The 13402-nt window shown below is 70.7% G+C and carries 10 protein-coding genes and 1 pseudogene; 6 read left to right on the top strand and 5 right to left on the bottom strand.

The genetic code is table 11. The features are described 5' to 3' along the window. Positions 1–365 precede the first annotated feature (365 nt). Both A5781_RS11175 and A5781_RS11170 read left to right on the top strand, forming a co-directional pair. Positions 366–1256, top strand: coding sequence for an SDR family NAD(P)-dependent oxidoreductase (locus A5781_RS11175; RefSeq protein WP_067205056.1), 891 nt, complete (start codon positions 366–368; stop codon positions 1254–1256). Then, positions 1253–2830, top strand: coding sequence for an AMP-binding protein (locus A5781_RS11170; RefSeq protein ID WP_067204985.1), 1578 nt, complete (start codon positions 1253–1255; stop codon positions 2828–2830). Before A5781_RS11175 ends, A5781_RS11170 begins: the two co-directional genes overlap by 4 nt. Before the next feature lie 16 nt (positions 2831–2846). Here A5781_RS11170 and A5781_RS11165 read toward each other — a convergent pair whose 3' ends face one another. Together A5781_RS11165 and A5781_RS11160 are read right to left on the bottom strand one after the other, a co-directional pair. After that, the gene (locus A5781_RS11165; RefSeq protein WP_067204981.1) at positions 2847–7670 is read right to left on the bottom strand and encodes an HAD-IC family P-type ATPase; all 4824 of its coding nucleotides are present in this window, start codon (positions 7668–7670) and stop codon (positions 2847–2849) included. A 158-nt stretch (positions 7671–7828) separates the two neighbouring features. After that, a pseudogene (locus A5781_RS11160) lies at positions 7829–8809 on the bottom strand (sigma-70 family RNA polymerase sigma factor); the annotation flags it as partial. Between the two features lie 119 nt (positions 8810–8928). Between A5781_RS11160 and A5781_RS11155 the strand changes: the two are divergent. Together A5781_RS11155 and A5781_RS11150 are read left to right on the top strand one after the other, a co-directional pair. Continuing rightward, positions 8929–9693 carry an SDR family NAD(P)-dependent oxidoreductase gene (locus A5781_RS11155; RefSeq protein WP_067204975.1) on the top strand — a complete coding sequence of 255 codons (765 nt, stop codon included), beginning with the start codon at positions 8929–8931 and terminating at the stop codon, positions 9691–9693. A gap of 30 nt (positions 9694–9723) precedes the next feature. Continuing rightward, positions 9724–10461, top strand: a complete 738-nt coding sequence (locus tag A5781_RS11150; protein ID WP_067204971.1) for a DUF899 domain-containing protein — start codon at positions 9724–9726, stop codon at positions 10459–10461. Positions 10462–10558: 97 nt separating this feature from the next. Here the strand turns inward: A5781_RS11150 and A5781_RS11145 are convergent, their stop codons facing one another. Both A5781_RS11145 and A5781_RS11140 read right to left on the bottom strand, forming a co-directional pair. Beyond that, entirely contained in the window at positions 10559–10783 is a 225-nt protein-coding gene (locus tag A5781_RS11145) for a hypothetical protein (protein WP_007167137.1), read from the bottom strand. Positions 10784–10843: 60 nt separating this feature from the next. Beyond that, positions 10844–11203, bottom strand: coding sequence for a nuclear transport factor 2 family protein (locus A5781_RS11140; RefSeq protein ID WP_231990690.1), 360 nt, complete (start codon positions 11201–11203; stop codon positions 10844–10846). 100 nt (positions 11204–11303) lie between these two features. Between A5781_RS11140 and A5781_RS11135 the strand changes: the two genes are divergently transcribed. Both A5781_RS11135 and A5781_RS11130 read left to right on the top strand, forming a co-directional pair. After that, on the top strand, positions 11304–12170 hold the full coding sequence (locus A5781_RS11135; protein WP_067204964.1) for a rhomboid family intramembrane serine protease: 867 nt from the start codon (positions 11304–11306) through the stop codon (positions 12168–12170). After that, the gene (locus tag A5781_RS11130; protein WP_067204961.1) at positions 12167–12628 is read left to right on the top strand and encodes an SRPBCC family protein; all 462 of its coding nucleotides are present in this window, start codon (positions 12167–12169) and stop codon (positions 12626–12628) included. The genes A5781_RS11135 and A5781_RS11130 overlap by 4 nt, the downstream gene beginning before the upstream one ends. On the opposite strand, the gene A5781_RS11125 is transcribed toward A5781_RS11130, so the two are convergent. Further along, positions 12629–13402 (bottom strand): SDR family NAD(P)-dependent oxidoreductase, encoded by a 774-nt coding sequence (locus A5781_RS11125; protein ID WP_067204958.1) that lies wholly within the window; start codon positions 13400–13402, stop codon positions 12629–12631.

The following is a 13402-nucleotide window of genomic DNA, read 5'->3' as shown; positions in this document are numbered from 1 at the left end:
GGCCGACGCGCCGAGGCCGGACGCGGCAACTACTGCTGGACCTACAAAACGGGCTATTTGACGTGCGATCATGCCGCAATTGTGCCCAATCGACCCCTCGCCTAAACAGGTGAAAGCATGGAAATTACTGCGAATTCACACAACCCCGGTTTCCTTGCGGTTTGCGGGCTGAGATCGCTTGCGCGGGCGCCCCATCCGGCGCCGCGGCGGCCGGTGATCCGGCGCCGGTCCCGCCCGGAGCGACAACGCCGGGGCGGGGCGCGGGCCCGGATCGCGATGTGGTCTGCTAACTGTGACGAGTCGGGCGCACGGTGAAGCCATCCGCCGCCGCTCGACACGCGGCCCGAGTGAATGCGGCGGCAAAGTTGAACGTGATAGTGCAGGCCCTCAATAAGGTCACGGACCACGTGGCCAATCCGGCCCGAGTGTCGGATGCCGACAAGCTGCGCCGCGCCGTCGCCGGCAAGACCGCGCTGGTCACCGGCGCCTCATACGGCATCGGCGAGGCGACCGCGCGCAGGCTGGCCGCCGCGGGGGCCACCGCGCTGGTGGTCGCCCGGTCCGAGGAACGGCTCGACGACCTGGCGGCGTCGATCAACGCCGCCGGCGGTCGCGCGATCGCATACCCGACCGACCTCACCGACGAGGCGGCCGTCAGCGCGCTGACGAAGGAGATCACCGAGCAGCACGGCGCGATCGACATCCTGGTGAGCAACGCCGGCAAGTCGTTGCGCCGCTCGCTGCATCACCAATACGACCGGCCGCACGATTTTCAGCGCACCATCGACATCAACTATCTCGGGCCCATCCGGCTGCTGCTGGGACTCCTGCCGGCCATGCGCGAAAGCGGGCGCGGGCACATTGTGAACGTCTCAAGTGTCGGCGTGCGCGTCGTGCCGGGGCCGCAGTGGGGCGCCTACCAGGCGTCGAAGGGGGCTTTCGACCGGTGGCTGCGCAGCGTTGCCCCGGAACTGCACGCCGACGGTGTGGAGGTCACCTCCGTCTACTTCGCCCTGGTCCGGACCCGGATGATCGAACCAACGCCCATCCTGGGCCGGCTCCCCGGGTTGTCGGCCGACCAGGCCGCCGACGCGATCGCCAAAGCGATCATCGAGCGGCCCCGCAGCAACGAGCCGCCGTGGGTGTTGCCGGCCGAGTTGGCCTCGGTGCTGCTGGCCGGGCCGGCCGAACGCGCGGCCCGGCTGTGGTACCGGCGGTTCTTCTCGGATTCCAGCAACGGCGAGGCCCGGCGATGAGCCACGAGGGCGTGGTCGGCACCGCGGCCCGGGCGCTGGTGCGGTCGCGACTGCTCGCTCCGCCGTCGCCGCTGGCAGCCCTGCGGCTGATCCGGGCGGCGCGCCGGGGCGGCACCAACCCGTACACCCTGCTGGCGGTGACCGCGATTCGATGGCCCAACCGGGCCGCGATCGTCGACGACGACGGCGTCTGGGATTACCGGCAGCTGCAGTCGGCGACCGAATCGCTGGCACGCAGGTTGTCGCGGGAGGGGGTCGGACCCGGCGACGCGGTGGGCATCATGTGCCGCAACGGCCGCGGTTTCATCGCCGGCGTATTCGGCGCCGCGCTGGTGGGCGCCGACGTGGTCCTCGTCAATACGGACTTTCGCAGCGACGCCCTGGCCTCCGCGATGAGCGGTCACCGGATCACCACGATGGTCGCCGACGCCGAATTCGGCGAGCGTGCCCTGGCCGCCGACGGATCGGTCGTCGTGATCGACCCGGCGACGATCACCGCTCAGGAGGGTGAGCCGCGGCCCGACGTGGCCACGCCGGGCCGGATCATTCTGCTGACGTCGGGCACCACCGGCACGCCCAAAGGGGTGCCGCGCTCACCGCAGCTGCGTTCCGCGGTGGGCGTTTGGGTGACGATCCTCGATCGCACCGGCCTGCGCACCGGGTCGCGAATCTCGGTGGTGATGCCCATGTTTCACGGGCTGGGGCTGGGCATGCTGATGCTCACCGTGGCCCTGGGCGGCACGGTGCTCACCCACCGCAACTTCGACGCTGAAGCCGCGCTCGCGCAGGCGTCGCTGCATCGCGCCGACGCGTTCACGGCGGTGCCGGTAGTGCTCGCGCGCATCCTCGCGCTGCCCGAGCGGGTGCGCGCCCGCAACCCCGTGCCCTACCTGCGGGTCGTGATGTCGAGTGGGGACCGGCTCGATCCCACCCTGGGGCAGCGGTTCATGGACGCCTACGGCGATATCCTCTACAACGGCTACGGCTCCACCGAGGTCGGCATCGGCGCGCTGGCCACCCCCGCGGAGCTGCGCGAAGCGCCCGAGACCGTCGGGAAACCGGTCGCCGGCTGCCCGGTGCGCATCCTCGACAAGAACGGCAAGCCGGTCGGTGCGCGCGTCACCGGCCGCATCTTCGTGGGCGGCGAGCTGGCCAGCGAGGGTTATACCGGCGGTGGCGACAAGCCCGGCGCTAAGGCCGTCGTCGACGGCATGACCAGCACCGGCGACATGGGGTACCTCGACAACGCGGGCCGCCTGTACATCGTCGGCCGCGAAGACGACATGATCATCTCCGGCGGGGAGAACGTTTATCCGCGCGCGGTCGAAAACGCCCTCGCCCAGCATCCGGCGATCGCCGACAACGCGGTCATCGGTGTTCCCGACGAGAAGTTCGGTCATCGACTGGCCGCGTTCGTGGTCCTGCACCCGGACAGTGACACCGATGAGGCGGCGTTGCGGGAGTACCTCAAGGGCAAAGTCTCGCGATTCGAGCAGCCCCGAGACATCAACGTGGTCACCAGCATCCCGCGCAATCCGGCGGGCAAGGTCGTGCGCAGGGAGCTGTCCGGCTAGGCGCGCGGCGAAAGCCTCACTGCTGCTTGGGTTCCAGGGCGGCGACCTGCTTGGCCAGCCAGTTGGGTGCCAGCACCGAGACGACGGTGGTGCCCGCGGTGGCGCTGATGACGCCGGTCCAGGCGACCGGGCCCAGCGGCGTGCAACCGAAAAAGTGGCTGACGCCGGGGGTTTGGACGATGGCGACCAGCACACCCGCGCTCCCCAGCGCCGTGCCCAGCACCAGCGGGCTGTGGCGGCGCGTCAACAGGGTCTGCGCGAGCTGCGTGGTCACCAGCGCGGTCAGCCCCATTGTCGACGTGCGGCGTTCGGTGCCCGGTGTCCAGCGACCGATGGCCCAGGCCGCCGTCGCACCCGCGGCCGTGATGGCGCCTCGGGTGACGATCTGCCGCATCAGCGGCGCGTCGAGGGAGGGCGGGGGCCCGGACAGCGTGGCCAACTGGAAGGCGCGGTGCAATTCCTCGGCGTCGCGGTCGACCCCTTCCTCGGCCTCCTCCGGTTCGGAGAACTGTGGGGTGACGGCGACCGCAAGCGCGGGGAACATGTCGGTGAGCAGGTTCACCAGCAGCAGCTGGCGGGTGCCCACCGGCGCCCGGCCGGTGCCCAGGGCGGTGCCGATGAGGGTGAACAGCACCTCGCCGACGTTGCCGCCGACCAGGATGCCCACCGCGTCCCGTACGCCACCCCACATCCCGCGCCCCTCGACCAGCGCGTCGAGCAGCACGCCGAGATCGTTGTCGGTCAGCACGATGTCGGCGGCCCCGCGCGCGGCGGACGAGCCGCGACCGCTCACGCCGATGCCCACATCGGCCATCCGGATCGCGGCCGCGTCGTTGGCCCCGTCGCCGACCATCGCGACCGCCTGACCGCTGTCCTGTAGCGCCGCGACGATCTGCACCTTCTGCTCGGGGCTGACGCGGGCGAAGACCTGGACGTCGGCGGCGACCTTGGCGCGATCCTCCTCGCCGAACGCGACGAGTTCGGCGCCCGTCATCTCGCGCGCGTCCGCCGGCAGGCCCAGTTGCCGGGCGATCGCCCGCGCGGTCACGGGGTGGTCGCCGGTGATCAGCACCACCCGCCGGCCGGCTTCCACCAGCGCCTCGATCAGTGGCCGCGCCGACGCCCGCGCGGTGTCCGCCAAACCGACGTAGCCGATCAACTCGAGGTCGTGCGCGGCGGCGTCCACGGCGTCGGCGTCGGTGTCCTCCTCGCCGGTGCCGTGCTCCCACGGGCGCTGAGCCACCGCCAGCACCCGCAGGCCCTGCTCGGCAAGGCGCAACACCAACGACTCGGCGCGGTCGAGGTCGGCGTCCGCATCGGCGAAGCGGCAGCGCGGAAGCACTTCTTCCGGCGCGCCCTTGACCATGAGCATCGGCCCGCCGTTGCCGCCCGCCGTGCCGATCGCGGCGGAGTAACCGCGGCTGGATTCGAACGGTACGTCCGCGATCACGGTCCAATCCGAGTCCCACTGGCGGTCAATGGAATTCGCTGCCGTGAGGATCGCCTCGTCGGTCGCGTGCGCGTGGCCGCCCCCATTGTGGGGCTGCGTGCTGCTGCGCGCGGCGGCCCGCACCACCGCGGCGGACGCCGGGTCGGTCACGTCGGGGAAAGGAGCGTCCGCGCCGGCCCCGTGCGGGACACCGCGGACGACGCGCAGGCGGTTCTCGGTGAGCGTGCCGGTCTTGTCGAAACACACCGTCTCGACCCGGCCCAGCGCCTCGACCGCCCGCGGCGTGCGGACCAGGGCCCCGCGCCGCGACAATCGCTGCGCGGCGGCCAGCTGGGCCAGGGTGGCCACCAACGGCAGGCCCTCGGGGACGGCGGCCACGGCGATGGCCACGCCGTCGGCGACCGCCTGACGCAACGTTCCTTGATGCAGCAGCGCCAACGCGGTCACCGTCGCGCCGCCGGCCAGGGTCAGCGGCAGGACCTTGCTGGTCAACTCGCGCAGTCGGGCCTGCACCCCGGCCGCGGACTCGACCTCGGCGATCGCCGAAATCGCGCGCTGCGCGGCGGTGCCCGCACCCGTCGCCACGACGATCGCGCGGGCGTGCCCGGCGACGATGGTGCTGCCCTCGAACAGCATGCTGGCGCGGTCGGAGTCGGCGACGGCCACGGGCTCGACCTGCTTGTCCACCGGCAGCGATTCGCCCGTCAGGAAGGACTCGTCGACTTCGAGGTCCTCGGCGACCAGCAGGCGGGCGTCCGCCGGGACCACCTCGGGGGCGGCCAGGTCGATGATGTCGCCGGGGCGCAGCGACTTTGCGTTCACCGAGACCGTCCGTTCGACGGTGCGGGCCGCCTCCAGCCGGCGGTGCGCCGTGGCCACCGCGGGGAGCACCACGCGCCGCGCGTATTGATCCTGCTCGGCGAACAGCTCGGCGACGGCCGCCTCGGCCCTCAACCGTTGCACCCCGCCGGCGACGGCGTTGGCGGTCATCACGCCCGCCACCAGCAGTGCGTCGACGCTGCTGCCGACGATCGCCGAGGCCGCCGCCCCCACGGCCAGGATGGGCGTCAGCGGATCCGACAACTCGGCCCGCGTCGCGGTCAGCAGCCGCCCCACCCGGCTGGCCGGCCCGCGCAGCGGAGCGACCAGCGGGTTGTAGGACAGGTCGTCGAGGAGTTGTCGCCAGGGCGCGGCGCCGGGTTCGACGGCCAGGGGCCGTGTGCGGCTGGCCAGCCGGGAATAGACGATCTCCGGATCGAGGGCGTGCCAGGCGGTCAGCGGCTGTGGTGTCGGGTCGGGGAGCCGAAGCACCCGGGAGGCCGCGAAGGTGCCCTGCATCAGCGCGGCCGCCGCGGCGGCGTTGACCGGGTTGAGCCAGCGCTGCACGGCGAAGGGGCTCAGCGTGCGCGGGTCGCCGGTGACCAGCAGCAGGCCCGCGAGCGTGCTGCCGCCCTTCGCGAGGCGCACCGCGGACTCGGTCGCCTCCCGGGCCACCGGCAGCGCCGACAGGATGCGCACCGCTGCGGCGAGGTCCGTGCCGGTGATGATGTCCGCCGTCCACGGCGTCGCCGCCTGTGGGTCGTCCAGCGCCACCCCGACGTCGGCGATGGCCAGCGCGGCCAACGTGTCGGTGGACGCGAAGTCGCGGTGCAGCGCGGTGATGAGCAGCACGGGTCCGCGATCCGTGCGCAGGTCGCGTACCAACTGCAGCAGCGGCGTGCCCGGCGGGTGGCTCACGGCGACGCTGGCGGTCAGGTCCTCGGTGCCGGCGACGTTGCGTAACACCACCCGGGCGCCCGTCCGGTGCGCGATCTGCAGCAGCGGGATGGCGAACGGGTCGACCTCCCACCCGACGTCGACGCTGCCGACGCGCTCGCCGTCGACCACGAGATCGGCATGTTCGAGGCCCTGCGCCGGCGTCGCGGACGACCCTTGCGCCCGGGCCCACCGCAGCCGGGCGCCGGTGGCGGGCAACTCGTCCGGGTCCGGTTCGGGGGCTTCCTCACCGTGCAGCAGCGCGTCGGCGACCTCGTAGACGCGGTCCTCGTCCCACCCGGGTACGTCGCCGCGCGCCTGCAGCACGGCGCGGTTGTCGCCACGCAGTGCGGCGCCGTCGACCACGACCACCTTGACCCGGTCCAGCCGCCGCAAGGCGCCCGGGTCGAGAAACAGCTGCCCGGCGTTGGCCAGTCCGCGGCCCAGAACGGCGGCGAACGACTGCCGGCCCGTGTGTGCGGCCCGGGGCACGCCGGCCAGCAGCGCGCCGGCCGCGTCCTCGGTGCCGCCGCCGGCCAGCAGCGCACCGGCCGCGGCCACAAGCGAGGCGTTGGCGGCCTGGGCGGCGTACTCCTCCACCGGCCCGGCCATCGAGCCCTTCGCGGTGTCGATGGCGGCATCGATGGCCCCGCCCACCACCACGTGGGAAGCCTCCCCCGCCGCGGCCGCGGCCCAATTATGCCGGGGCGCTTGCGATTTGGGGCCGGCCGAGGAGATGATCGGAACGACCGGGGCCTGCGGCCGGTTGGGTGAGGCCAGCTCCGGTTCGCGGTCCCGCCAGCGCTGGCGGTGCGCCGCGGCCTCGGAGACCTGCAAGCTTCGTTGTGCCAGGTCCAGCAGCGGTGTGCCGACCGCCTGCGTCAGCCCGTTGGCCAGTGCGGTCGACGCGCTGAGGGCGATGTCGGTGCCGACGCGACCCAGCCGCGACTCCAGCACGGCAACCACCCGCGGCTGATGATTCAGCAGCGCGGCGGCGGCGCGTGCGCTTCGCGGTGCGACGGGGAGGCGGCCCAGCCAGCCGGTCACCGCGGCTCCGATGGCTGCCACGTCCATGGCCGCCGCGCTGAACGGGACCAGGATCGCCAACGGATTTCCGGGGTCGGCGAACGGCGCGGTCCGGGGTGCCTCCTTGGGGGCGACGAGGGTCAAGTCCGCCGCGACGCGGCAGATCGTTTCGCGCACCCGGTCCAGCACGGCATCGCTATCGGGTTCGTGCTCGAATTCGACCACCAACCGGCCGAGGGCGCCCTCGACGTGGGCCGAGGCCACGCCCGGAATCCGGCGGACCGGCTCCTCGACTGCCGGCGCGTGCTCGTGCCAGCCCGGGAACGGCAGCAACGGGTCCAGGTCCAGATGCACGCGCCGCCCGCTCTGCCACCGGACCGGCGGGGTGACGCTGGGCCCGGAACCGTTGGTGGAACCGGTCAATCCGACGGCCCGGCCCGTCGTCTGGGCCATCGACTGCACAACCGGGACCGCGAGTTCGGCGACCGGGTTGGTCAACGCCTGCAGAGCGCCCGCGGCCCCGGCCGCGGTGGACACGCCGGCGCGCACCACCTGCGCGGCCCCGTCGGTCATGCCGGCGACGACGCTGGCAACGCCCGGAATCCTCACTCGGTCACCCTTCGATTACCTCTACCGCGCCTAATGATCCTGGGGGGTTGGGGGCCTGTCCACATTTGCAACGGTGGACTTGCGACGACAGCGGTGACGCCGGTGGGTCGTGCCTTCCTTCGGTGACCGGTGGTGCAGTCGCTTCCCCTGCGGACAGGTTACCGGCTCGCCGGAAAACCAAACCTGCTGAACAGGCCGGGGTCCAGGAAGACGGTGATGGTGGCGATGCCGGCGGCGTCCGCGGCGAGGACGTGAATGGAATGGGCCCGCATCGTCCCGTCGGGACCGCGGCGGTACTCGGCGACCGCGGGTTGCGCGTTCGCGGCCGTCGGGATCATCGCGATATCACCGGCCTTGGCGAAAGCGCGCGCGGCCAGGAACCGCAGCACCGCGTCGCGCCCGGCGAACCACACAGGGAGAGGCGGCATTTCGAGCTTCACATCCGCCTGCAGCAACGCGGTGAGGGTGGCCATGTCCGCGTTTTCGAATGCCGCGCAATAGCGGTCGAGCAGGTCACGGCGCTCGGCATCGTCGGGTTCGGACAGGCTTTCCTCGGTAGGGGAGAGCTCGGCGAGCCGGGCCCGCGCCCGTTGCAGCGAGCTGTTGACGGCGGCCGGTGTCGTTTCGAGCAGCTGGGCAACCTCGGCGGCACTGAACTGCACGACGTCGCGCAGGATGAGCACCGCTCGCTGGCGGGCCGGGAGCTCCTGCAGGGCCGTCATGACGGCCAGCCGCAGGCTTTCCCGCGCGGTGACGTTGTCCTCCGGCGTGAACATCAGCGAGTCGGGAATGGGCTCCAGCCACTCGTGCCCACCACCGACCGCGTCGAGGCTGGCGTCCGGGTCGGTCGATCCGTCACCCAACCCGGCCGGCAGCACGCGGCGGGCGCGGTTCTGCAGCGCCCGCAGGCAGGCGGTCGTCGCGATCCGGTACAGCCACGTTCGCAGCGCAGCGCGTTCCTCGAACGCCTGGTAGCCGCGCCAGCCGTTGAGATAGGTCTCCTGCACGAGGTCCTCGGCGTCGTGCACCGACCCGAGCATGCGGTAACAGTGCGCGATCAGCTCGGCCCGAAACGGCGCCGCCTGCGCGATGAAGTCCTCTTTCGCCGGCATGGCTTCTCCTGTCTCGGCTGCGACCGAACGCTACTCCAGTACAGAGACGGCGGACCGGGGAAATTCATCGGTCCGCGGGCGATGAATTTCGGTGCGGCGACGTCTCTCAACTAGTGGACGCACATTCCATGAGAGCGAGGAAGAACATGAACGAGCCACTGATAACCCATGGGCTGGCCGGCACCACGGCGATCGTGACCGGGGCGAGCCGCGGATTCGGCCGCGCCATCGCCGGCGCCCTGGCGGTGGCCGGCGCCGAGGTGGTCGGCGTCGCGCGCAACGGATCCGGTCTCGACGAGGTGCGCGACGAGCTGGGCGGCGGCTTCCTCCCGGTGGTCGCCGACGCCGCCGACCCGGCAACGCCGCAGCGGCTCATCGACGAGTACCGGCCGCGCACACTGGTCCTGTGCGCCGGGGCGACGCCGCAGATGAGCCCACTGCAGGACCAGAGCTGGCACAGCTTCAGCGAGAACTGGAATGTGGATGTCGCGCAAGCGTTTCACTGGATCCGCTACGCGCTGCGACGGCCGCTCGCGCCGGGCAGTTCGGTGATCGCCGTGTCCAGCGGCGCCGCCGTGGCCGGGTCACCGCTGAGCGGGGGCTACGCGGGCGCGAAGGCCACAGTCAGGTTCATCGCCGGCTACGCCGCGGTCGAATCGGAGCGGGCCGGCCTGGGGATCCGCTTCGTCTCCGTCCTGCCGCGGTTGACCCCGGCCACCGACCTCGGCGCCAAAGCCGTCGCGGCGTACGCCGAACGGCAAGGGGTCGACGTCGAGTCGTTCGTGCGGGCCGGCGGACCCGCGCTCAGCGCGGAACAGGTGGGCGAATCCGTCCTTTCGATCGCCACCGATGGCCGTGGCGGCGGGGACGCGTATCTGCTCACGTCGACCGGCATGTCGGCAGTGGCCTGAGACCCTCGAAACCCCAAGGAGGACAACGTCATGAACACACCCCCCATCGTGTCGGCGCGGGACTGGGCGGCCGCACGCGAACAATTGCTGGTGAAGGAGAAGGAAGTGCTGCGGGCCCACGACGCCCTGGCGGCGGCCCGCCGGCGGATGCCCTGGCTGGCGGTCGACAAGGACTACGCGTTCGAGGGGCCCGAGGGCCGGGTCAGCCTGCTGGGCCTCTTCGGGGGCCGGCGTCAGCTGATCGTGTACCGCGCATTCTTCGAGCCGGGCGTGGACGGCTGGCCCGACCATGCCTGCCGCGGCTGCTCGATGATGGCCGACCACGTGGGGCACCTCGCCCATCTGAACGCTCGTGACACCAGCCTGGTGTTCGCGTCGCGGGCACCGCAGGCCGACATCGCGCGGTTGAAGGCGCGGATGGGTTGGCACATGCCGTGGTACACGCTCACCGACGATTTCGATGCCGACTTCGGCGTGGACGAATGGCACGGCACCAACGCGTTCATCCATGACGGTGACCGCGTGTTCCGGACCTATTTCATCAACAACCGCGGCGACGAGGTGATGGGCAACACCTGGAGTTACCTCGACATGACCGCGCTCGGGCGCCAGGAGAACTGGGAGGATTCGCCGGACGGCTACCCGCAAACCGCGCCGTACGAGTGGTGGGAATGGCACGACGCATACGGGGAGCGCGCGCCGTCGCGGTGGTTCGGGGATCCCGATCCGGACAATCCCAACGACCCGCGGCCGGCGCGCGGCGGCTAAATCCGGCAGACCGCAATTCGCGTTTCAGGCCCGAATAACGCGAATGCGCGGTAGCCGTCCACCGGCTACTCGCGCAATATTCGGCTGAATAAATTCGCTATAAAATTCGGTGGTTCGCCCTGTTGACGTGGTACCCGGCCGGGAACGACTTCTCGATGACCTGCAGCTGGTGGTCCACCCTGGACTCGAGCTCGAGGACCACGCAGCTGTCGCCGACCGCCTTCGATTCGAGGACTATGTACCGCTGACCGCAATCCATGATGGGATCACCTGAGTGCAATGTTTCGACGGGCACCAATTCCGGGCTTCCGTTTGATTCCACCCATCACACGCTAGGTCAATTCCGCGAGCGAGGGAATAGTTTCCCCGCCACCCTCACGATTCACTGCGCTCCGGGCTGCTTGAAGAACACACTGACGCGCGAGATCAGCCCGTCGTCGCCCCGCTCGAACAGAATGCATTCCGGCCACCGCTTGGTGACGCCGTCGATCTCGAACGCCTCGGTCAGCTCCACGTAGGACAGGCGGGTGTTCACGTGCGAAACCCGATGCACGTCCAGCCGATGACCGGCCAAGTTGGTGAGGACCTTACGCAGGTAGGCGACGTAGTGCTGCTTGCCCTCGACGACGTCGCAGAACGGGCCCTCGCGAGTCAGGCCTTCGTCGGCGATCGTCGTGGCAAGGCCGTCCCAGTCGTGTGCGGCCAGGCAGTCCAGGTAGCGCTCGATGACTCCGGTGGTCACGTCGACTCCACGCACAACACAGTAGGCGACCGACGAGGGTCAGAAAATAGGTTTGCCCAAGCGCTGCGCCGGGCGCGGCGAAGCGGGCCAGAATAGGGCGATGAGCGCACCCAGCGCACCCGATTCGCCGCCCACGGCCCCGAGTTGCTATCGGCACCCGGGCCGCCCGACGTATGTGCGCTGCAACCGTTGTGAGCGCTACATCTGCGGGGACTGCATGCGCAGCGCCGCCGTCGGTCAGCAGTGTGTGGAGTGCGTCCGGGCGGGCGCCCGGACCATCCGGCAGCCCCGGACCCGCTTCGGTGGGCGGCAACGGTCGGCGACGCCGGTGCTCACGTACGCCCTGATCGCGGTCAACGTGGCGGCGTTCGTGCTGCAGATGGCGTCGGGGCAGCTGGAGAGGCAGCTCGCGCTCTGGCCGCCGGCGGTCGCCGACGGCCAGTTCTACCGCCTGGTGACGTCGGCATTCTTGCACTACGGGGCAACGCACCTGCTGTTCAACATGTGGGCGCTCTACGTGGTGGGGCCGCCGCTCGAAATGTGGCTGGGCCGATTGCGTTTCGGCGCGCTCTACGCGCTCGGCGGGTTGGGCGGCTCGGTGCTGGTCTACCTGGTGTCGCCGCTCGAAACGGCCACGGCGGGCGCCTCCGGGGCGATCTTCGGTCTCTTCGGTGCCACCTTCGTGGTGGGCAAGCGGCTGGCCGTCGACGTCCGCTGGGTGGTCGCGGTCATCGCGATCAACCTGGTCTTCACTTTCGTTGTCCCGCTGATCAGTTCGCAACGCATCAGCTGGCAGGCGCACGTGGGCGGGCTGGTCACGGGTGGGCTGGTCGCCGCGGCCTACGTCTACCCGCCACCTCAGCGGCGGAACACGGTTCAGGCCGCGGTGACAATCGTGGTGCTGGCGGCGTTCGCCGTGCTGATCTGGTGGCGCACGGCGGAATTGCTCGCGGAGTTCTCCGCATGAGCTGGTGGGTCGCCCACGCCGAGCACACGCTGACCGAGGACGTGCCGGCGCGGCCGGGCGAAGTCCGTGACTTCTACGTGGACCTGGACAACATCAAGATCGTCCATCCGCTGATCGTGTCCGTGGAGACGCTGTCGCGCACCGAAACCGCGGACGGTTTCGTCCACAGCTATCGGGTTCGGGACCGGATTCCGTTGGGGCCGTTCAGAATGACCATCACCTACCGGGCCCGGTTGCGGGTGCCGGCGGCGGGCGACGTGCTGACCGAGGCCGACCAGTCCCCGGGGGTTCACCTGCGCGGGACGGTGAGCTTCGAGCCGATCGCGGCGGGCACCCGTGTCACCGAGCGAATCCGGATAGCGGCGCCCCGGCTGCTCGCCCCGATGACAACACGCGAGGCCGTCAAGGCGCACATCGAGATGCTGGCCGGCATCCGCCAGCACTTCGAGACGGGATGATCAGCGCGGCTTCCACTCCGACGTCAGCGCCGACTCCGAGAGATACTTCGTCGAACTCCACCCGCCGTCGACGACGATCGTCTGGCCGTTGATGAAGGCCCCACCGGGCGAGCACAGGAACGCCACCGTGCTCGCCACGTCGTCGACCGTGCCCAGACGCTGATGCGGTGTCATCTCGGTGTTGATACGCCGGAACCGCTCGTCGTGCAGGCGATGCTCGGTCATCGGCGTCTGAATCACCCCGGGCGCCACCGCATTACAACGTATCCCCTGCGCCCCGTACTGGCAGGCGATGTGGGTGGTCAGCGCCGTGAGGCCGCCCTTGGCCGCCGAGTACGCGCCGCCACGCAGGCCGCCGACCACGGCGAAGGTCGACGTGACGTTGATGATTGCCGACCCGGGAGGCATGTGCGGCAGCACCTCCCGGATGAGGCGGAACGGGGCACGCAGCATCAAACCGAGGAAATGGTCCAGCGATTCGTCGTCCGTCTCGTGCACCGGCTTGGGGCTGCCTATCCCGGCGATGTTGATCAGAAAGTCGATGTGGCCCCACCTGTCCAGTGCGGTGTCGGTGATCCGCTTGGGCGCATCGTCGTCGGTGAGATCGACGGCTACCGTCGCCACCCGGTCGGGGTCGCCGATGTGGCGCGCCAGCCCGGCGAGCTTCTCCTCGTTTCTCCCGGTCGCCACGACCGCCATGCCCGCCTCGGCGAGCTTGACCGCGCAGCCGAAGCCGATCCCGCCGCTCGCCCCCGTCACCACCGCTACCTGCAT

Origin of the sequence: Mycobacterium sp. 852002-30065_SCH5024008 (assembly GCF_001665645.1) — a bacterium.
GTDB lineage: Bacteria > Actinomycetota > Actinomycetes > Mycobacteriales > Mycobacteriaceae > Mycobacterium > Mycobacterium paraffinicum.
Note: the sequence above shows the minus strand (reverse complement) of the source record. Positions and strands in the feature narration are given on the sequence as shown.

Coding starts and splice junctions, on each gene's coding strand:
- A5781_RS11150 (WP_067204971.1), top strand. CDS start 9,724: ATGAACACACCCCCCATCGTGTCGGCGCGGGACTGGGCGGCCGCACGC.
- A5781_RS11155 (WP_067204975.1), top strand. CDS start 8,929: ATGAACGAGCCACTGATAACCCATGGGCTGGCCGGCACCACGGCGATC.
- A5781_RS11170 (WP_067204985.1), top strand. CDS start 1,253: ATGAGCCACGAGGGCGTGGTCGGCACCGCGGCCCGGGCGCTGGTGCGG.
- A5781_RS11135 (WP_067204964.1), top strand. CDS start 11,304: ATGAGCGCACCCAGCGCACCCGATTCGCCGCCCACGGCCCCGAGTTGC.
- A5781_RS11130 (WP_067204961.1), top strand. CDS start 12,167: ATGAGCTGGTGGGTCGCCCACGCCGAGCACACGCTGACCGAGGACGTG.
- A5781_RS11125 (WP_067204958.1), bottom strand. CDS start 13,402: ATGCAGGTAGCGGTGGTGACGGGGGCGAGCGGCGGGATCGGCTTCGGC.